This is a genomic window from Streptomyces sp. NPDC043952 (assembly GCF_056435325.1).
On the sequence record NZ_JBWKES010000048.1, the window covers coordinates 1 to 20,465 of the forward strand.

Here is a 20,465-nt window from a genome sequence, read left to right on the forward strand (position 1 = left end):
CTACGCCCGCGACGCCTTCGAGGGCCTGCGCCTGATGGACGCCCTGATCGGCGTCAAGCGCGGCGTGCCCGGCGCAAAACTGCCCGAGCTGAAGCAGCGCCGGGTCCGGGCCACGGCCGCCGTGGAGGTGGCCGAGCGACCGGAGGAGGGGCACGTCCGCTCCGACGTCGCCACCGACAACCCCGTACCCGAGCCCCCCTTCTGGGGCACCCGCGTCATCAAGGGCATCCAGCTCAAGGAATACGCCTCCTGGCTCGACGAGGGCGCCCTCTTCAAGGGCCAGTGGGGCCTCAAGCAGATCCGCACCGGCGAGGGACCGTCGTACGAGGAACTGGTCGAGACCGAGGGCCGGCCCCGGCTGCGCGGACTGCTGGACCGGCTCCAGACGGAGAACCTCCTCGAAGCCGCCGTGGTCTACGGCTACTTCCCCTGCGTCTCCAAGGACGACGACCTCATCGTCCTGGACGAACAGGGCAACGAACGCACCCGGTTCACCTTCCCCCGCCAGCGCCGCGGCCGGCGCCTGTGCCTGGCCGACTTCTTCCGCCCGGAGGAGTCCGGCGAGCGGGACGTCGTCGGCTTCCAGGTCGTCACCGTCGGCTCCCGCATCGGCGCGGAGACCGCCAAGCTGTTCGAGGCCAACGCCTACCGCGACTACCTCGAACTGCACGGCCTGTCCGTCCAGTTGGCCGAGGCGCTCGCCGAATACTGGCACGCCCGCGTGCGCACCGAACTCGGCTTCGGCGGCGAGGACCCCGCCGACATCGAGGACATGTTCGCCCTCAAGTACCGCGGCGCCCGCTTCTCCCTCGGCTACGGCGCCTGCCCGGACCTGGAGGACCGCGCCAAGATCGCGGCCCTGCTGGAGCCCGAGCGGATCGGCGTCCACCTCTCCGAGGAGTTCCAGCTCCACCCCGAGCAGTCCACGGACGCCATCGTGATCCACCACCCGGAGGCGAAGTACTTCAACGCCCGCTGAGGCCCCCGCCGAGGGCAGCAGGAAACGTCCTCCGGGCCACGCCGGGGGTGCCATCCGGCATACCCTCGGTGACAAGTGATAAACGAAGCGCTTCGCCGCGCGGAGTCGTAGACTGGTCGGTCCACCGCAGGCCGGTTCCCGCACGGGAACCGGCCTGAACGTCCCTCAAGGAGGTGCGCCCGGATGACCAGCACGGTCCCCGCGCTCGGAACCCGTTCGGCCGAGGATTCCGCACTGCAAGCGGTCCTCCTCGACATGGACGGCACCCTGGTGGACACCGAGGGCTTCTGGTGGGACGTCGAGGTGGAGGTCTTCTCCGCCCTCGGCCACACCCTGGACGAGTCCTGGAAGCACGTCGTGGTCGGCGGCCCGATGACCCGCAGCGCCGGCTTCCTCATCGAGGCCACCGGCGCCGACATCACCCTCGCCGAACTCAGCGTCCTGCTCAACGACGGCTTCGAGGCCCGCATCAGCACCGGCCTGCCCCTCAAACCCGGCGCCGCCCGGCTGCTCGCCGAACTGCACCAGCACCGCATCCCCACCGCCCTCGTCTCCGCCTCCCACCGGCGCATCATCGACCGCGTCCTCGCCGTCCTCGGCCCGCACCACTTCGCCCTGTCCATCGCCGGCGACGAGGTCAGCCGCACCAAGCCCTTCCCCGACCCCTACCTCCTCGCCGCCGCCGGGCTCGGCGCCCACCCCGCCAGATGCGCCGTCGTCGAGGACACCGCCACCGGCGTCGCCGCCGCCGAGGCCGCCGGCTGCCGTGTCGTCGCCGTACCCTCCCTCGCCCCCATCGGCCCGGCCGAACGACGCACCGTCGTCCCCTCCCTGGAACACGTCGACCTCGCATTTCTGCGCGACCTGATGACGGAAATGCCCTAGCCGTTCACCCAGCGTGCAAAGGCCATTGGCCGCGGCAGCCGAATATCCACGGAAGTGCATCCGGCGGAATTCACGGCACGCCCGCACGGTCGAATTCGGCTACCACCCCGGACAGTTGAAGATGTGACGTTCGCCACCCGGCAGACCCTCGACAAGAGCTGACGAGTGTGCAGACCGGCCCGGTTCGACCGAGAGTGACGGGACCTTGTGTCCCGATTGGTGAGACGCTGCACTAATCCTGCCGCTGTCGGGTTTTCGGTGCGTCCACACCCGGTTTCACAGCGTGATGAAGAGTCAACTCACGCGGCTGTGAACGCCCCACGGGGCGCGGACTAATCTCATCGCGAGAACATCGCCGAAGAAACCCCCGTGCTCCGCCGCGCGCCACCCATGCACGCCGGAAACACGGACCCGAACAGCTCTGGAGAAACCCCCGCATGAACCGCAAGACTTTGGTGCTGCCGGCGGTGGCCGGCCTGCTCACCCCGGTCCTCGCCGCGTGCGGCGGATCGGGCAGCGGCAGCAAGGGCGGCGACGCCATCGTCGTCGGCACCACGGACCGGTTCACCGTCACCAAGGACGCCCCCGCGCCCATCGACCCGGCCTACGCCTACGACGTCGGCAGCTGGAACATCCTGCGCCAGACCGTCCAGACCCTCATGGCCGAGCCCAAGGGCGAGGGCGACCCGGTGCCGGACGCCGCCGAAAGCTGCGGTTTCACCGACAGCGGCAGCGAGCGCTACGTCTGCAAGCTGCGCGAGGGCCTCACGTTCGCCAACGGCGACCCGGTGACCGCCCAGGACGTCAAGTTCTCCATCGAACGCGCCCTGCACATCAAGGCCGACAGCGGTGTCTCCTCGCTGCTGAACACCATCGACACCATCGAGACGCAGGGCGACCGCGAGGTCGTCTTCCACCTCAAGACGGCCGACGCCACCTTCCCCTACAAGCTGTCCACCCCGGTCGCGGGCATCCTCGACCCCAAGGACTACCCCAAGGGCTCCCTGCGCGACGGCTTCCACCTCGACGGCTCCGGCCCGTACACCTTCCAGCCCGAGGTCAAGAACAACGCGATCGTCAGCATCACCTTCACCAAGAACCCCCACTACAAGGGGGCCCAGACGGTGAACAACGACAAGGTCGTGCTGCGCTCCTTCGCCGACGCCGACGCCATGGGCGCCGCCATCGACAAGGGTGACATCGACGTCATGACCCGCACCATGTCGCCCGCCCAGATCCAGAAGCTGGACTCCGGCAGCGACGACAACGTCGACCTCGTCGACATGCCGGGCCTCGAGATCCGCTACCTCGCCTTCAACACCAACGCCCCCACGGTGAAGTCGAAGGCCGTCCGCCAGGCCATGGCCCAGGTCATCAACCGCGGCGAACTCGTCTCCAAGGTCTACGGCACCGAGGCCGAACCGCTCTACTCGCTGGTCCCCGCCACCGTCACCGGGCACTCCAACTCGTTCTTCAACAAGTACGGCAACCCCAGCGCCGCCAAGGCCAAGGACCTGCTCACCAAGGCCGGCATCACCACCCCGGTGAAGCTGACCCTGCACTACACCACCGACCACTACGGCTCGGCCACCAAGCAGGAGTTCGAGATCCTGCAGAAGCAGCTCAACGACACGGGCCTGTTCGACGTCACCATCCAGGGCCACCCCTGGGCCACCTTCCGCCCCGCGGAGGAGAAGGGCCAGTACGACGTCTACGGCATGGGCTGGTTCCCCGACTTCCCCGACGCCGACAACTTCCTCGCGCCGTTCCTCGACAAGGACAACTTCCTCGGCTCGCCGTACTCCAACAGCGAGATCCAGCGCACCCTGATCCCGCAGTCCCGCCGCGAAGCCAACCGGCTCTCCGCCGCGGACAGCCTCACCAAGATCCAGGACATCGTCGCCGACGACGTCCCGGTCCTCCCGCTGTGGCAGGGCAAGCAGTACATCGCCGCCCGCGACGACATCACCGGCGTCTCCTACGCCGTCAACTCCTCCTCCACGCTCCAGCTCTGGGAGCTCGGCCGGGGCGTCAGCGGCTGACACACCGACAGCGCCGGCGGCGACACCGGCAAGGCGGCAACGCCGGCAACGGCGAAGGGCGCCCCTCTCCTCCTCGCGGGAGAGGGGCGCCCTTCGCCGTCGTACGGAACCGGGCAACGCGCCGTCGGCAACCGGCCGCCGGGACGCACCGCGGCCTACTGCGCGCCGGGGCGCACCAGACCGCTCTCGTACGCGTACACCGCCGCCTGCACCCGGTCCCGCAGACCCAGCTTGGTCAGCACATGCCCGACATGCGTCTTGACGGTCGTCTCGCTGACGAACAGATCCGCCGCGATCTCCGCGTTCGACAGCCCCCGCGCCACCAGCTTCAGCACCTCCACCTCACGGTCCGTGAGCGTGTGCAGGGTGTCCGGAACCGGCTCCTCACCCGAGGGCAGATGCGTCGCGTACTTGTCCAGCAGCCGGCGCGTGACGCTCGGCGCCAGCATCGCCTCGCCGTTCGCCACCACCCGGATCGCCTGCACCAGCTCGTCCGCCGGGGCGTCCTTGAGCAGGAAACCGCTGGCACCGGCGCGCAGCGCCTCCACCACGTACTCGTCCAGATCGAAGGTCGTCAGCACCAGCACCTTCGCCGGGCCGTCCCGGTCCGGACCACTGATCTGCCGGGTCGCCTCCACCCCGTCCATCCGCGGCATACGGATGTCCATCAGCACGACGTCCGGTTGCAGGGCCCGCACCTGATCGAGAGCCTGAAGGCCGTCACCGGCCTCGCCCACGACCGCGAGATCCCGCTCGGCCTCCAGGATCATCCGGAAACCCGTACGCAGCAGGGGCTGGTCGTCGACCAGTAGGACGCGGATGGCCACGTTGACACTCCTTCGCTAGTCCGCGCCCATTCTGCCCTGCGGCACACCACCCGACTCCCGGACCCTCACCGGCAGCGGATACGGCGGGGGAGTGCCCCCGAACTCCGGGCAGTGCGCCTGGTGATCGCACCAGCCGCACAGCTTCGTCGGCCGCGGCCGCCACTGCCCGCTCTCCGTGGCCTCCCGGATGGCATCCCACAGCGCGCGCAGCCTGCGCTCCATCCGCTCCAGATCGGCGAGCACCGGATCGTACGTCCGCACCTCGCCGCTGCCGAGATACACCAGCTGGAGCCGGCGCGGCACGATCCCCTTCAGCCGCCACACCACCAGCGCGTAGAACTTCATCTGGAACAGCGCGCCCTCGGCGTACTCCGGCCGCGGCGCCTTGCCCGTCTTGTAGTCGACGATCCGCACCTCGCCGGTCGGCGCCACGTCCACCCGGTCGATGATGCCGCGCAGCCGGGGCCCCGACTCCAGCTCGGCCTCCACGAACAGCTCCCGCTCGGCCGGCTCAAGCCGCGTCGGGTCCTCCAGCGTGAACCAGCGCTCCACCAGCCGCTCCGCCTCGCCCAGCCAGCGCGCCAGCCGCTGCCCGTCCGGATCGTCCGCGAACAGCCCGGCCAGCTCCGGGCGGCTCTCGCGCAGCCGCTCCCACTGGCCCGGCACCAGCGCCCTGGCCCGCGGCGCGGTCCGCTCCCCGGCGGGCACGTCGAACAACCGCTCCAGCACCGCGTGCACCAGCGTGCCCCGCGTCGCCGCCTCGCTCGGCTTCTCCGGCAGCCGGTCGATCACCCGGAACCGGTACAGCAACGGACACTGCATGAAGTCGCCGGCGCGGGAGGGGGAGAGCGAGGTGGGCGGCGCGACGGGACGGGGGGCGGGGACCGCGGAGGACACGGCGGCGGCTTCGACGGCGCCACCGGCACCGGTGACCACGGTGGCTTCGCCGGTTCCGCTGGCTTCGGCAGCTTCGGTGGCCTTCGTGGGTGCCGGGCTCGGCGCGGCTACGTCATCCGGCGCGGTCGAGGGGCCCGGCACGGCCGGGGCGGCGGACGGCTCCACGATCACGGCGCCCGCGTCCACGGCCACGGCGTCCACGGCCACGGCACCCGCGTCCACGGCGCCCGCGTCCACAGCGCCCGCCTCCACGGCCGCGGCGTCCGTCGCCACGGCTGTCGTCGCGTCCGCCGCGGGCGGATCCGCCGGCTCGGGACCGCACGCCGCGGCTCCCGCCTCCTCGAAGCTGGTGTCCATGTCCACAGACCATACGGCCCACCACTGACAGTGACCCGCGCCACGGCCGTACCGGGCGCCCGACCACGGGGCGAACACCAGGGGTGCCGGGGCGAAACGTGCCACCACGGCCGCATACCATCGATCAGAGACCCTTCCGCCCCAAGAGGCGCGGAAGACGCTTCGAACGAGGGGACACCGTGGACGTGAGCGGCGCGAGCGGGCAGCCGCGGTCCGGCGACGATCAGCCGACCGACCACCCCGCAGTCCCAACGCCCCCGCCGCCGGTCCCCGAGGCCCCGGCACCGACGGAGGACGGCCCCGACACCGCCGGGAAGGCCGCGCCGGACACCGGCACGCACCGAGGCGGGGCGGACGAGGCCGAGTCGGACGAGGCCGAGACCGCCGCGGGCACCCAGGGCGCCGACGCACCCCTCAGCGCCGCCCCCGGCGACGACACCCCTCGCGACGACACCCCCGGCGACCGCGGTACGGACACCCCCGGCGACCACGCGCCCCACCCCGCCCCCGAAACCCACCGCACCCTCGCCCACACCGAACCCCACCCCGGACCCCCCACCGGCCCCGGCATCGCCAAGGGCGCACCCCCGCGGCCGCCCAAGGAACCCGGCGGCGGCATCCTCATGGGCCGCCCCTTCGGCGTGCCCGTCTACGTCGCCCCCAGCTGGTTCCTCGTCGCCGCCCTGATCACCTGGGTCTTCGGCGGACAACTCGACCGCGTACTGCCCGAACTCGGCGCCGCCCGCTACCTGGTCTCCCTGTTCTTCGCGGTCGCCTTCTACGCCTCCGTACTCGTCCACGAACTCGCCCACACCGTCGCCGCGATCCGCTTCAAACTCCCCGTCCGCCGCATCCAGCTCCAGTTCTTCGGCGGCGTCTCCGAGATCGAGAAGGAAGCCGAGACACCCGGCCGGGAATTCGTCCTGGCCTTCGTCGGCCCCCTGCTCTCCCTCGTCCTCGCCGGACTCTTCTACCTCGCCATGAAGCCCGTGCAGCCCGGCACCGTCCCCGGCGTCCTCCTCGCCGGCCTCATGGTCTCCAACCTCATCGTCGCCGTCTTCAACCTCCTGCCCGGCCTCCCCCTCGACGGCGGCCGCATGCTCCGCGCCGTCGTCTGGAAGATCACCGGCAAACCCATGAGCGGCACCATCGCCGCCGCCTGGGTCGGCCGCGCCCTCGCCGTCGCCGTCCTCATCGGACTGCCCCTGCTCAACTCCTCCGGCGCCCTCGGCGGCGGCACCGAGGACACCGGCGGCATGGACACCGTCACCGACGCATTGCTCGCCGCCATCCTCGCCGCGATCATCTGGACCGGCGCCGGAAACAGCCTGCGCATGGCCAGGCTCCGCGAACACCTCCCCGAACTGCGCGCCCGCACCCTCACCCGCCGCGCCGTACCCGTCGAGACCGACACCCCCCTCTCCGAAGCCCTGCGCCGCGCCAACGCCGCCGGCGCCCGCGCCCTCGTCGTCGTCGACGCCGACGGCCACCCCCTCTCCCTCGTCCGCGAATCCGCCATCGTCGGCGTACCCGAACACCGCCGCCCCTGGGTCCCCGTCAGCAGCCTCGCCCAGGACCTCACCGACGACATGCGCGTCTCCGCCGAACTCGCCGGCGAAGAACTCCTCGACGCCCTGCGCGCCGCCCCCGCCACCGAATACCTCGTCGTCGAGAACACCGGCGAGATCTACGGCGTCCTCTCCGCCGCCGACGTCGAACGCGCCTTCGTCAAGGCCATGGCCCGCCCCGCCTGACCCGCCCGCGGCCCCCACCCCCGCGGCCGGTCAAGGCCCCGGCAGGAACCCGGTAGTCTGGTCACATGTCCGAACCGACCGGTGCCGCCCGCAGGCGCGGGCCCTTCAAGGTCGGGGACCAGGTACAGCTGACCGACCCCAAGGGCCGCCACTACACGTTCACGCTCGAAGCCGGAAAGAACTTCCACACCCACAAGGGTTCCTTCCCGCACGACGAACTGATCGGTGCTCCCGAGGGCAGCGTTGTCCGCACCACCGGCAACGTGGCCTACCTCGCGCTGCGCCCCCTGCTCCCCGACTACGTCCTGTCCATGCCCCGCGGGGCAGCCGTCGTCTACCCGAAGGACGCGGGACAGATCCTCGCCTTCGCCGACATCTTCCCCGGCGCCCGCGTCGTGGAAGCCGGCGTCGGCTCCGGCTCCCTCAGCAGCTTCCTGCTGCGGGCCATCGGCGACCAGGGCATGCTGCACTCCTACGAGCGCCGCGACGACTTCGCCGACATCGCCCGGCAAAACGTCGAACGCTACTTCGGCGGCCCCCACCCCGCCTGGCAGCTCACCGTCGGCGACCTCCAGGACAACCTGTCCGACACCGACGTCGACCGCGTCATCCTCGACATGCTCGCCCCCTGGGAATGCCTGGAAGCCGTCTCCAAGGCACTCGTCCCCGGCGGCATCCTGTGCTGCTACGTGGCCACCACCACCCAGCTCGCGCGCACCGTGGAATCCATCCGCGAGATCGGCTGCTTCAACGAGCCGACCGCCTGGGAGACCATGATCCGCAACTGGCACATCGAGGGCCTCGCCGTCCGCCCCGACCACCGCATGATCGGCCACACCGGCTTCCTGCTCACCGCCCGCCGCCTCGCCGACGGCGTCGAGCCCCCCATGCGCCGCCGCCGCCCCGCCAAGGGCGCCTACGGCGAGGACTACGCCGGCCCCAACGCCGACGGCGGCACCGCCCGCTGAACCACCCCACCCCGCACAACACCACGGCGCCGTGCCCCAGTTCCCCGACCGACCCGGGAACTCGGACACGGCGCCCACTCGTTGACAGGGCACCAGACTCCCGGAACACCGGCAACCCACCCCGCGGGCCCGCCACCACCGGGAATCGGCACCCCCCCCGTTCCCACGCCCTGTGACGTGTGGCACCATGCAGGCCACACCCCCCGGCACAGCCCTCACAGGAGACACTCCTCGTGCAGCAATCCGCCGTTCCGGAGCTCGCCCACACCCACACCCGCCCCATCCACTGGCTCGCCACAGCCACCGCGCTCGCCGGCGTCGTCGCCCTCTCCTCCCTCGTACGACCCGGACCGGCCACCGCCGCCCAGCCCCCCACCCACAGCGCGGCCGCCCCCGCCCCCGAAACCGCCGCCGCACCCCCCGCCACCACCGGCGTCACCTTCCCCCTCGCCTGCGGACCCGAGAAGGCCATCGTCGTCAAAAAAGCCACCGGCGACCTCGACGGCGACGGCCGCCCCGAAACCACCGCCGTCGTCCACTGCGACAGCGCCATGGGCACCCCACCCGACGGCGTCTACGTCCTCACCCGCGCCGCCGACGGCCACACCCCCCGCGTCGTCGCCACCCTCGTCGACCCCAAGGACCACCTCACCGTCACCGACCTCGCGATACACACCGGCACCGTCAGCGCCACCCTCCTCGGCTACTCCTCCGACGCCGTACCCCGCTGCTGCCCGGACACGAAAACCCCGGCCGCATGGCACTGGGACGGCAAAGCCTTCCTGCGCACCACCCCGGCCGGGGCCCACAGCGTCTGACGACGCGATGTCCGAAAAACGCGGCTCACCCCGCGTCGGGACCGTAAACCTCCACCCTGTCCAAAACCCTCCGCACATGGATGCACTCACCAGGACACTCCCTGGCCGAATCCACCACATCCTTGAGCAACGGCAACGGCACCGGAGCCACCGCCCCCGCCTCCTGGAGCAGCTCGTCGTCCGCGCCCTTCACATAGGCCAGACCGTCGATGTCCAGCTCGAACACCTCCGGGGCGTACTGGGCACAGATCCCGTCGCCGGTACACAGGTCCTGGTCGATCCAGACCTCCAGCGCCTCCCCGGCCGGGGCCTCCTGCTGCACGGTCACCTCTCCTGACATCGGTACGCCGCACCCCGGCACGGCACACACCGGCCGGGCCACACCAGCGGCAGTCGAACACGCCCGACCCTACCCCCGGCCCCGCAACCGGCCACCTCCGGCCACCAACGGGTTTCCACCCCAGGCGGCTCGGGTACGAGCGCTCGACCAGAGACAGCACACCCCAGACCCCGGACGCACACTGCCAGCCACCCGCACCATGACACCACCCCACCACACCGTCGCTCTACGTAATGACCGCCCGAGCGGCCCCCGACCTGCCCAAGAACCCGCCCACCCGGCCCGGAGCCGACAACTCCGGCCACTCCCGAAGGGTTTCGACCACGCCAACCAAGGAACAACCCGCTTCCCCATCACGTTGAGTGGGTATCCCCTCCGTGCGAGGGAGTGCGCACCGGGTGACCGACGACACACCTTGACAGTCAATGTGATCTAGGGGTTTCAATCGACACCCACCCAGGTAGGGTCTGGAAGCGTCCAGCTCCCCTTGGAGGAGGTGAGGACCGTGGCAGCCAACGACGACGACATGAACCGCGGCATCCGCCCGGGACGCGGGTCCGACGACCCGGCCGGGCAGATCGCCTACCTTGAGCAGGAGATCGCCGTCCTGCGACGCAAGCTCGCCGACTCTCCGCGGCACACGAGAATTCTCGAAGAGCGGATCGTCGAGCTACAGACCAACCTGGCCGGCGTGTCCGCCCAGAACGAACGACTGGCCAACACCCTCCGCGAGGCCCGCGACCAGATCGTGGCCCTCAAGGAAGAAGTCGACCGGCTCGCCCAGCCGCCGGCCGGCTTCGGAGTCTTCCTGCAAGCCAACGAGGACGGCACCGCCGACATCTTCACCGGCGGCCGCAAACTCCGCGTGAACGTCAGCCCCAGCGTCGACCTCGACGACATGCGACGCGGCCAGGAAGTCATGCTCAACGAAGCGCTCAACGTGGTCGAGGCCATGGCATTCGAGCGCGTCGGCGACATCGTCACCCTCAAGGAGATCCTCGAGGACGGCGAACGCGCCCTCGTCCTCGGACACACCGACGAAGAACGAGTGGTCCGCCTCGCCGAACCCCTCCTCGACGTCACCATCCGACCCGGCGACGCCCTCCTGCTCGAACCCCGCTCCGGATACGTCTACGAAGTCGTCCCCAAGAGCGAGGTCGAGGAACTCGTCCTCGAAGAAGTCCCCGACATCGGCTACGAAGCCATCGGCGGCCTCGGCAACCAGATCGAAGCCATCCGCGACGCCGTCGAACTTCCCTACCTCTACCCCGACCTCTTCAAGGAGCACGAGCTTCGCCCGCCCAAGGGCGTCCTGCTCTACGGCCCCCCCGGCTGCGGCAAGACACTCATCGCCAAGGCCGTCGCCAACTCCCTCGCCAAGAAGGTCGCCGAAGTCACCGGCCAAGCCGCCGGCAAGAGCTTCTTCCTCAACATCAAGGGCCCCGAGCTCCTCAACAAGTACGTCGGCGAAACCGAACGCCAGATCCGCCTCGTCTTCCAGCGCGCCCGCGAGAAGGCCAGCGAAGGAACCCCCGTCATCGTCTTCTTCGACGAGATGGAATCCCTCTTCCGCACCCGCGGCTCCGGCGTCAGCTCCGACGTCGAGAACACCATCGTCCCCCAGCTCCTCGCCGAGATCGACGGCGTCGAAGGCCTCCAGAACGTGGTCGTCATCGGCGCCTCCAACCGCGAGGACATGATCGACCCCGCCATCCTGCGCCCCGGCCGCCTCGACGTGAAGATCAAGATCGAACGTCCCGACGCCGAGGCCGCCAAGGACATCTTCGGCAAGTACCTCACCGAGCGACTCCCCCTCCACACGGACGACCTCGGCGAACACAGCGGCGACAAGAACGCCACGGTCCAGGCCATGATCCAGACCGCGGTCGAGCAGATGTACGCCGAATCCGAGGAAAACCGCTTCCTGGAAGTCACCTACGCCAACGGAGACAAGGAAGTCCTCTACTTCAAGGACTTCAACTCCGGCGCCATGATCGAGAACATCGTCGGCCGCGCCAAGAAAATGGCCATCAAGGACTTCCTCGAAAAGAACCAGAAGGGCCTCCGCGTCTCCCACCTCCTCCAGGCCTGCGTGGACGAGTTCAAGGAGAACGAAGACCTGCCCAACACCACCAACCCCGACGACTGGGCCCGAATCTCCGGAAAGAAGGGCGAACGGATCGTCTACATCCGCACCCTCATCACCGGAAAGCAGGGCGCGGACACCGGACGCTCCATCGACACGGTGGCCAACACCGGTCAGTACCTGTAAAAGCGGGGCGGCTGCGGGTGCCCACGGCGGGTACCCGCAGCCGACTGCTTTTCCGGCCACGACCGGAGCAGGCAATGACGCAAATGATCTCCCCACCAGCGCAAAGGCGTTCTAGGCTCTTTCCTACCGCCGAGTCGCGCAGTGCGGGCACGGGCACCGCACACGCACCGGAGCGCCAGCGGTACGTGAGCGGCGCCCATCACCGAGGGCGCCGCCGGGCAAGGAGGGCCGCATGACCGTACGGCGAGTAATGGGCATCGAGACGGAGTACGGCATCTCCGTCCCCGGCCACCCCAACGCCAATGCCATGCTCACCTCGTCCCAGATCGTCAACGCCTACGCGGCGGCGATGCACCGGGCCCGCCGGGCCCGCTGGGACTTCGAGGAGGAGAACCCGCTACGCGACGCACGGGGCTTCGACCTCGCGCGGGAGGCCGCCGACGCCAGCCAGCTCACCGACGAGGACATCGGTCTCGCCAACGTGATCCTCACCAACGGCGCCCGGCTCTACGTCGACCATGCCCACCCCGAATACAGCGCCCCCGAGGTCACCAACCCCCGCGACGCCGTCCTGTGGGACAAGGCCGGCGAACGCATCATGGCCGAGGCAGCCGAACGAGCCGCACAGCTCCCCGGCGCCCAGCCGATCCACCTCTACAAGAACAACACCGACAACAAGGGCGCCTCCTACGGCACCCACGAGAACTACCTCATGCGGCGCGAGACCCCGTTCTCGGACATCGTGCGCCACCTGACGCCGTTCTTCGTCTCCCGCCAGGTCTTCGCCGGCGCGGGCCGCGTCGGCATCGGCCAGGACGGCCACGAACACGGCTTCCAGCTCAGCCAGCGCGCCGACTACTTCGAGGTCGAGGTGGGCCTGGAGACCACCCTCAAGCGCCCGATCATCAACACCCGCGACGAGCCCCACGCGGACGCCGAGAAATACCGCCGCCTCCATGTGATCATCGGCGACGCCAACCTCTCGGAGATCTCCACCTACCTCAAACTCGGCACCACCTCGCTGGTCCTCGCCATGATCGAGGACGGCTTCATCGCCGTCGACCTGGCCGTGGACCAGCCCGTCCGCACCCTCCACCAGGTCTCCCACGACCCCAGCCTCAAGCACCTGGTCACCCTCCGCAGCGGCCGCACCCTCACCGCCGTACAGCTCCAGATGGAGTACTACGAGCTGGCCCGCAAGTACGTCGAGGAACGCCACGGAGCCGACGCCGACGACCAGACCAGGGACGTCCTCAGCCGCTGGGAGGACACCCTCACCCGGCTCGAGAACGACCCCATGAGCCTGGCCGGCGAACTGGACTGGGTCGCCAAGCGCGAACTCATGGAGGGCTACCGCCGCCGCGACGGACTCGACTGGGACGCCGCCCGGCTGCACCTGGTCGACCTCCAGTACGCGGACGTACGGCCCGAGAAGGGCCTCTACAACCGCCTGGCGGCCCGCGGGCGGATGAAGCGGCTGCTGGACGAGTCCGAGGTCGAGCGGGCGCGTACGAAGCCGCCGGAGGACACGCGGGCGTACTTCCGCGGCCGCTGCCTGGAGCAGTACGCCGACGACGTCGCCGCGGCCAGCTGGGACTCGGTCATCTTCGACCTCCCCGGCCGGGACTCCCTCCAGCGCGTTCCAACCCTGGAACCGCTACGCGGAACGCGAAATCACGTCAAGGAGCTACTGGACCGCTGCCGTACCGCGGAAGACCTGGTCAGAGTGCTGTCGGGCGGGTGAGCGGGGCCAGGGGGGTACTCGGTGCGGTCCGCGGCGGCGGGTGGAAATCCCGCCGTCCGGGAATCATCGAGATGGCCCCCGTACGTTGCGGAAACTGCGGGGCCGATGTCGGACCCGGCTTGTAGGGTCTGATCATCACCGATCGGCAGGCTAACTGAGCGGGGTGAGGTTATGGCAACCAAGGACACCGGCGGCGGCCAGCAGAAGGCCACACGGTCCACCGAAGAGGTCGAGGAACAGGCACAGGACGCCCAGGCCTCGGAGGACCTCAAGGAACGACAGGAGAAACTGTCGGACGACGTGGACTCCGTCCTGGACGAAATCGATGATGTGCTCGAGGAGAATGCCGAGGACTTCGTGCGTTCCTTCGTTCAGAAGGGTGGAGAGTAGGTCTCACCTTTGAAGCGAAGGATTTTCGGGGGGGGTGGGGTTGGAAAGCGAAGGTGACGTGAAGCGTTGCTCGCGGTGCAAGCAGTACAGGCCGCGGGCAGCGTTCGCGCGGAACAAAGCTATGCGGGACGGGCTCCAGTGCTACTGCCGGGAATGCGCGTCTGAGTACCACCAAGCCCGCCAGCTGGCCAGGGGAAAGAGCGTCCGCCCCCGGGTGGACGCGCCCAAAGGGCACAAGTGCTGCCATACCTGCGGAGAAATCAAGCCGCACAGTGAATGGCATCGCAACGCAAGCGCGTCCGACGGCCTCTCGACGAGTTGCAAGGCCTGTCGGGCGGCGAAAGGGCGTGCGGACCATCTGAAGCGCAAGTACGGCCTCACCGAAGCCGAGCGGGACGCGATGGTCGCCTCGCAGTGGGGGTTGTGTGTGATCTGCCTGAAGGCTCCGGCCGCGCATGTGGATCACTGTCACAAGACGGGTAAGGTCCGTGGCGTACTGTGCTTCAACTGCAATTCGGCCATCGGCAAGTTGGGAGACGATCCCGACGCCGTACGCCGGGCCGCCGCCTATCTGGAAGGAATCTCGTGGAAGCCAATACTCGTGGCACCGGGCGTCTACCAGCTGCCTTCCTGACGCCAGGATCCTCCTCCTTCATGGATTTCCTCGCCGGGCACCAGCCCGAGATGCTGCCGGGGAACCGGCAGCTGCCGCCGACGCAGGGGGTGATCGAGGCGCCGCACGGCACCACCATCGTGGCGGCGACCTTCCCCGGTGGCGTGGTGCTCGCCGGTGACCGCCGGGCGACCATGGGCAATATGATCGCGCAGCGGGACATCGAGAAGGTGTTCCCGGCGGACGAGTACTCCGCGGTCGGCATCGCGGGCACCGCCGGTCTCGCCGTGGAGATGGTCAAGCTCTTCCAGCTGGAGCTGGAGCACTTCGAGAAGGTCGAGGGCGCCCAGCTGTCCCTGGAGGGCAAGGCCAACCGGCTGTCGACGATGATCCGCTCCAACCTCGGCATGGCCATGCAGGGCCTCGCCGTGGTGCCCCTGTTCGCGGGGTACGACGTGGACCGGGCCAAGGGCCGGATCTTCTCGTACGACGTGACGGGCGGCCGTTCCGAGGAGCACCATTTCGCGGCGACGGGCTCGGGCTCGATCTTCGCCCGTGGCGCGATGAAGAAGCTGTTCCGTGACGACCTGACGGAGGAGCAGGCCACGACGCTGGTGGTCCAGGCCCTCTATGACGCGGCTGACGACGACTCGGCGACCGGTGGTCCCGATGTCGCCCGCCGGATCTACCCGATCATCACCGTGATCACCGAGGACGGTTTCCGCCGGCTCACCGGGGACGAGGCCTCCGAGATCTCCCGTTCGGTGCTCCAGCGGCGCCTGGAGGAGCCGGACGGTCCCAAGGCCGCTCTGCTCTGAGCGCGGCCCGGTTCTTGACAAGGTGATCACAGTGACCATGACAGAAAGGGACGGATAACCGGTGTCGACGCCGTTCTATGTCTCACCTCAGCAGGCGATGGCCGACCGGGCGGAGTACGCCCGCAAGGGCATCGCGCGTGGCCGCAGCCTGGTGGTCATGCAGTATGCCGACGGCATCGTGTTCGTCGGCGAGAACCCGTCCCGCGCGCTGCACAAGTTCAGCGAGATCTACGACCGGATCGGCTTCGCGGCGGCCGGTAAGTACAACGAGTACGAGAATCTGCGCATCGGCGGTGTCCGTTACGCGGATCTGCGCGGCTACACCTATGACCGGGACGATGTGACGGCCCGCGGTCTGGCCAATGTGTACGCCCAGACGCTGGGCACCATCTTCTCCTCGGCGGCCGAGAAGCCGTACGAGGTGGAGCTGGTGGTGGCGGAGGTGGGGGAGACTCCGGAGGGCGATCAGATCTACCGGCTGCCGCATGACGGTTCCATCGTGGACGAGCATGGTTCGGTCGCGGTGGGTGGCAATGCCGAGCAGATCAGCAACTTCCTGGACCAGCGGCACCGGGACGGGATGAGCCTGGCCGAGGCGCTGAAGCTGGCGGTGCAGGCGCTGTCGCGGGACACGAACGGCGGCGAGCGGGAGATTCCGGCCGAGCGGCTGGAGGTCGCGGTGCTGGACCGTACGCGTCCGCAGAAGCGGAAGTTCAAGCGGATCGCGGGCCGTCAGCTGGCGCGTCTGCTGGAGGCGGACGGTGCGGCCGCGGCGTCGGACGGCTCGGAGGAGTCCGACGACGCGGAGTAGTCCGCCGTCTTTCTCGTCTTCGTGAGTGCCCCGGCCGTTTCGGCCGGGGCACTGCGCGTTCAGCCGTGCTGGGGGCGTGGGGGCGCCGTGGAGCCGCGTAGGACGAGGTGGACCGGGATGTCGTCGCCGGTGGGCCGGTGGCCTTCCAGGACGGCGAGCAGGGCGTGCATGCCGCGTTCGCCGAAGAGTTCGGCGTCGAGGCGGACGGTGGTGAGTTCGGGGTCGAGGGCGGTGGCGAGGGCGAGGTCGTCGAGGCCGGTGACGGAGAGGTCGTCGGGGATGCGCAGGCCGAGGCGGCGGGCGGCTTTGTAGGCGCCGGCGGCGAGTTTGTCGTCGTCGCAGACGATGGCGGTGGGGCGGGGTCCGGGGGCGGTGAGGGCGGATTCGGTGGCGGTGCGGGCGCCGTCGATGGAGATGGGTGCGCGGGCGGTGCGCAGTTCGGTGCCGGGTGTGGTGGCGAGGCGGGTGTGGAGTGCGTGGGCGCGGGCTTCGAAGGTCCAGGAGGGTACGTCGGCGGCGAGGTGCAGGATGCGGCGGTGGCCGAGGCCGAGGAGGTGGTCGGCGACCTGGCGGATGCCGTCGGCGATGTCGAGGTTGACGGTGGCGGCGCCGGGGCCGGCGGTGGGGTCGCTGTCGAGCATGACGAGGGGGAGGCGGTCGCCGCGGATGGCGGTGAGGGCGTCGGCGGCCATGGAGGAGGCGAGGACGCCGTCGAGGGCGGCCTGGGCGGAGGCGAAGGGGTCGCGGGCCGGGCCGATGCCTTCGGGGGAGGGGTAGAGGACGACGCCGAAGCCGTGCTGGGCGGCGACGCGGGCGGCGCCGGTGTAGACGCCGGCGAAGAATTCGGTGGTGAGGGCGGGGACGACGAGGAGGACGGTGCGGGTGCGGCCGAGGCGGAGGTTGCGGGCGGCGAGGTTGGGCCGGTAGTCGAGGGCGCGGGCGGCCTGGCGGACGCGTTCGGCGGTGGCCTCGGAGACGCGGCCGCGCCATTTGTCGCCGAGGACGAGGGAGACGGCGGCCTGGGAGACGCCGGCGGCGTGGGCCACGTCGCGGCTGGTGGGTCGGGTGCTGCTGCGTGCCACGGGTGGGCCTGCTCCTTCGCCTGGACGCCTGAACAGCGCACATGGTACGTATGGGAGCGGAAGTTATACGTAAAACTTGGGCGTCGGGGCGCCCGGTGCGAGCCAGGGAGGCGCCGCGACATGGCCACGGGTTATCTGGAGATACTCCGGGCGCGGCATGCGCTGCGGCTGCTGACGGGCACGTTGGTGGGCCGGTTGCCCAATGCGACGGCCCCGATCGCCCTGGTGCTGTTCGTGCGCGCCTCGGGCGGGACGTACAGTCTGGCCGGTGCGCTGGCGGCGGTGTACGGCGTGGCGAACGCGGTGGGGCAGCCGGTGCTGGGCCGGCTGGTGGATCTGTTCGGGCAGCCGCGGGTGCAGTTGCCCGCGGCGGTGCTGGCGGCGCTGTCGATGACGGTGTTCGCGTGCGCGGGCACGGGTCCGCTGCCGCTGGCGTATGCGGCGGTGGCGGCGGCGGGTTTGTGCGCGCCGCCGCTGGAGGGCGGGTTGCGGGCGCTGTGGCCGTCGGTGCTGCGGGGCGAGGAGCAGGTGCACTCGGCGTACGCGATGGACGCGGTGGCCCAGGAGGTCATGTTCACGGTGGGGCCGTTGCTGGTGACGGTGTGCGCGGCGGTGTGGGACGCGCGGGCGGCGTTGCTGGTGCCGAATGCGCTGGGGGTGCTGGGTGCGCTGTCGGTGGTGGTGTCGGCGCCGTCGCGGGCGTGGCGGTCGGCGCCTCGGGAGGCGCACTGGCTGGGTGCGTTGCGTTCGCCGGGGCTGCTGGTGCTGCTGGGCGCGTTCCTGTTCGTGGGGATCGCGCTGGGCTCGATCACGGTGGCGTCGGTGTCGTACGCGGACGGTCATGGCGGGGATGTGGTGTACGGCTGGCTGATGGCGGGGCTGGGGCTGGGTGCGCTGGTGGGTGGTTCGGTGTACGGGGCGCGGCGGTGGGCGGGGGCGCCGGAGCGGCGACTGCGGGTGCTGGTGGCGCTTCTGGCGGTGTGTTATCTGCCGTTGATGCTGGTGCCGGGTGCGGTGGCGATGGTGGTGCTGTCGGTGGTGGCGGGGGTGTTCCTGGCGCCGTGTCTCGCGTGTGCGTTCATCCTGGTGGACCGGTATGCGCCGCGGGGGACGGTCACGGAGGCTTTTTCGTGGCTGGTGACGACGTTCACGGTGGGTGCGTCGGTGGGGACGGGGCTTGCGGGGCCGGTGGTGCAGGCCGGTGGCACGGTGTGGGGTTTCGCGGTGCCGGGTGCGGCGGGGGTGGTGTCGCTGCTGGTGTTGCTGGCGACGGGGCGGGTCCTCGCAGCTCCTGTGCGGGGGGCGGTGGTTGCGGCTTCATCGGAAAATGATCCAAATCGTGCTGTCGAACCCCGTTTCAGCACAACGGATCAGGCGTAATGTTCCCTCATGGACCGCCGCATTTTCGGGCTGGAGAACGAGTACGGCGTCACGTGCACGTTCAGGGGACAGCGCCGCCTGTCGCCTGACGAGGTGGCGCGGTACCTCTTCCGCCGTGTCGTGTCATGGGGCCGCAGCAGCAATGTCTTTCTGCGGAACGGCGCCCGGCTGTATCTCGACGTGGGTTCACATCCGGAATACGCGACACCCGAGTGTGACAATGTGATCGAACTGGTCACCCACGACAAGGCCGGCGAGCGCATTCTCGAGGGACTCCTGGTGGACGCGGAACGACGCCTGCACGAGGAGGGAATCGCGGGCGACGTCTACCTGTTCAAGAACAACACCGATTCGGCGGGTAACTCGTACGGCTGCCATGAGAACTATCTGGTGGCGCGGCACGGCGAGTTCTCCCGTCTCGCGGACATTCTGATCCCGTTCCTGGTCACGCGGCAGTTGCTGTGCGGCGCGGGCAAGGTGCTGCAGACGCCGCGGGGTGCCGTGTACTGCGTGAGTCAGCGTGCCGAGCACATCTGGGAGGGTGTGTCGTCGGCGACGACGCGTTCCAGGCCGATCATCAACACCCGTGACGAGCCGCACGCGGACGCGGAGCGCTACCGCCGGCTGCATGTGATCGTGGGCGACTCGAACATGTCGGAGACGACGATGCTGCTGAAGGTCGGCGCGACCGACCTGGTGCTGCGGATGATCGAGGCGGGCACGGTGATGCGGGATCTGACGCTGGAGAACCCGATCCGGGCGATCCGTGAGGTCAGTCATGACATCACGGGTCGGCGCAAGGTGCGTCTGGCCAGTGGCCGGGAGGCGTCGGCGCTGGAGGTGCAGCGCGAGTACTTCGACAAGGCCGTGGACTTCTGCGAGCGCCGTGGGATTCGTACGGGTACGGTCGCGCGGGTCCTGGAGTTGTGGGGCCGCACCCTGGACGCGATCGAGACGGAGGAGCTGGACCGGATCGAGACCGAGATCGACTGGGTGATGAAGTACAAGCTCATCGAGCGGTACCGGGCCAAGCACAACATGACGATGTCGCATCCGCGGGTCGCGCAGATAGACCTCGCGTATCACGACATCCACCGTCGGCGTGGGTTGTACTACCTGCTGGAGAAGAAGGGGCAGGCGGCGCGGGTCTGCAATGACGTGCGGATCTTCGAGGGCAAGTCGGTTCCGCCGCAGACGACTCGGGCGCGGTTGCGCGGTGACTTCATCCGGCGGGCGCAGGAGCAGCGCCGGGACTTCACGGTGGACTGGGTGCATCTGAAGCTCAACGACCAGGCGCAGCGCACCGTGTTGTGCAAGGACCCGTTCCGTTCGGTGGACGACCGGGTGGAGAAGCTGATCGCCGGAATGTAGTCGGCGGGCGGGTTTCGGCGGGTGTGGCGTCGCGGTGGTGCCGTGGCGCCACACGCGTGTCGTGCGTTTCGTGTGCGGCGCCCGTGTCGGTCGTAGAGTTGCGCGCACGTCATCCGC

The 20,465-nt window shown here is 69.6% G+C and carries 18 protein-coding genes; 14 read left to right on the forward strand and 4 right to left on the reverse strand.

Going from position 1 to position 20,465, the window contains the following annotated elements:
• The 3 genes from AC069R_RS31710 to AC069R_RS31720 form a co-directional block, all read left to right on the forward strand.
• On the forward strand, positions 1-979 hold a 979-nt coding region (locus AC069R_RS31710; RefSeq protein ID WP_478770173.1), incomplete at its 5' end, for a vitamin B12 dependent-methionine synthase activation domain-containing protein.
• Between the two features lie 183 nt (positions 980-1,162).
• Entirely contained in the window at positions 1,163-1,864 is a 702-nt protein-coding gene (locus AC069R_RS31715) for an HAD family hydrolase (protein ID WP_478770174.1), read from the forward strand.
• A gap of 437 nt (positions 1,865-2,301) precedes the next feature.
• A complete protein-coding gene (locus tag AC069R_RS31720) occupies positions 2,302-3,906 on the forward strand; it encodes an ABC transporter substrate-binding protein (RefSeq protein ID WP_478770175.1) in 1,605 nt (534 codons plus the stop codon).
• A 155-nt stretch (positions 3,907-4,061) separates the two neighbouring features.
• On the opposite strand, the gene AC069R_RS31725 is transcribed toward AC069R_RS31720, so the two are convergent.
• Both AC069R_RS31725 and AC069R_RS31730 read right to left on the reverse strand, forming a co-directional pair.
• The gene (locus AC069R_RS31725) at positions 4,062-4,733 is read right to left on the reverse strand and encodes a response regulator (RefSeq protein ID WP_397986772.1); all 672 of its coding nucleotides are present in this window, start codon (positions 4,731-4,733) and stop codon (positions 4,062-4,064) included.
• A gap of 15 nt (positions 4,734-4,748) precedes the next feature.
• The gene (locus AC069R_RS31730; protein WP_478770198.1) at positions 4,749-5,630 is read right to left on the reverse strand and encodes a RecB family exonuclease; all 882 of its coding nucleotides are present in this window, start codon (positions 5,628-5,630) and stop codon (positions 4,749-4,751) included.
• Between the two features lie 536 nt (positions 5,631-6,166).
• Between AC069R_RS31730 and AC069R_RS31735 the strand changes: the two genes are divergently transcribed.
• The 3 genes from AC069R_RS31735 to AC069R_RS31745 all read left to right on the forward strand — a co-directional run bounded on the left by AC069R_RS31735 (position 6,167) and on the right by AC069R_RS31745 (position 9,527).
• Positions 6,167-7,741, forward strand: coding sequence for a site-2 protease family protein (locus tag AC069R_RS31735; protein ID WP_478770176.1), 1,575 nt, complete (start codon positions 6,167-6,169; stop codon positions 7,739-7,741).
• Between the two features lie 65 nt (positions 7,742-7,806).
• Positions 7,807-8,709 carry a tRNA (adenine-N1)-methyltransferase gene (locus tag AC069R_RS31740; protein WP_111585200.1) on the forward strand — a complete coding sequence of 301 codons (903 nt, stop codon included), beginning with the start codon at positions 7,807-7,809 and terminating at the stop codon, positions 8,707-8,709.
• Positions 8,710-8,942: 233 nt separating this feature from the next.
• Entirely contained in the window at positions 8,943-9,527 is a 585-nt protein-coding gene (locus tag AC069R_RS31745) for a hypothetical protein (RefSeq protein ID WP_478770177.1), read from the forward strand.
• Positions 9,528-9,552: 25 nt separating this feature from the next.
• On the opposite strand, the gene AC069R_RS31750 is transcribed toward AC069R_RS31745, so the two are convergent.
• Positions 9,553-9,855, reverse strand: coding sequence for a ferredoxin (locus AC069R_RS31750; protein WP_478770199.1), 303 nt, complete (start codon positions 9,853-9,855; stop codon positions 9,553-9,555).
• 517 nt (positions 9,856-10,372) lie between these two features.
• Here AC069R_RS31750 and arc point away from each other — a divergent pair.
• From arc to prcA, 6 genes are all read left to right on the forward strand, one after another.
• Positions 10,373-12,139 carry a proteasome ATPase gene (gene arc / locus AC069R_RS31755; protein WP_397986776.1) on the forward strand — a complete coding sequence of 589 codons (1,767 nt, stop codon included), beginning with the start codon at positions 10,373-10,375 and terminating at the stop codon, positions 12,137-12,139.
• Between the two features lie 232 nt (positions 12,140-12,371).
• Positions 12,372-13,883, forward strand: a complete 1,512-nt coding sequence (gene dop / locus AC069R_RS31760; protein ID WP_397986777.1) for a depupylase/deamidase Dop — start codon at positions 12,372-12,374, stop codon at positions 13,881-13,883.
• Between the two features lie 171 nt (positions 13,884-14,054).
• Positions 14,055-14,273, forward strand: a complete 219-nt coding sequence (locus tag AC069R_RS31765) for a ubiquitin-like protein Pup (RefSeq protein ID WP_011027899.1) — start codon at positions 14,055-14,057, stop codon at positions 14,271-14,273.
• A gap of 214 nt (positions 14,274-14,487) precedes the next feature.
• Positions 14,488-14,907 carry an endonuclease VII domain-containing protein gene (locus tag AC069R_RS31770; protein WP_478770178.1) on the forward strand — a complete coding sequence of 140 codons (420 nt, stop codon included), beginning with the start codon at positions 14,488-14,490 and terminating at the stop codon, positions 14,905-14,907.
• Positions 14,859-15,704, forward strand: a complete 846-nt coding sequence (gene prcB / locus AC069R_RS31775) for a proteasome subunit beta (protein WP_397986779.1) — start codon at positions 14,859-14,861, stop codon at positions 15,702-15,704. Before AC069R_RS31770 ends, prcB begins: the two co-directional genes overlap by 49 nt.
• Positions 15,705-15,765: 61 nt before the next feature.
• Positions 15,766-16,515 (forward strand): proteasome subunit alpha, encoded by a 750-nt coding sequence (gene prcA, locus AC069R_RS31780; protein ID WP_397986780.1) that lies wholly within the window; start codon positions 15,766-15,768, stop codon positions 16,513-16,515.
• Positions 16,516-16,574: 59 nt separating this feature from the next.
• Here prcA and AC069R_RS31785 read toward each other — a convergent pair whose 3' ends face one another.
• Positions 16,575-17,597, reverse strand: coding sequence for a LacI family DNA-binding transcriptional regulator (locus AC069R_RS31785; RefSeq protein ID WP_478770179.1), 1,023 nt, complete (start codon positions 17,595-17,597; stop codon positions 16,575-16,577).
• A 120-nt stretch (positions 17,598-17,717) separates the two neighbouring features.
• Here AC069R_RS31785 and AC069R_RS31790 point away from each other — a divergent pair, with 120 nt between their 5' ends.
• Entirely contained in the window at positions 17,718-18,977 is a 1,260-nt protein-coding gene (locus tag AC069R_RS31790; protein WP_478770180.1) for an MFS transporter, read from the forward strand.
• Between the two features lie 9 nt (positions 18,978-18,986).
• Positions 18,987-20,348: a Pup--protein ligase gene (pafA, locus tag AC069R_RS31795; RefSeq protein ID WP_397986783.1), complete on the forward strand. Its 1,362-nt coding sequence runs from the start codon at positions 18,987-18,989 to the stop codon at positions 20,346-20,348.
• Positions 20,349-20,465 lie beyond the last annotated feature (117 nt).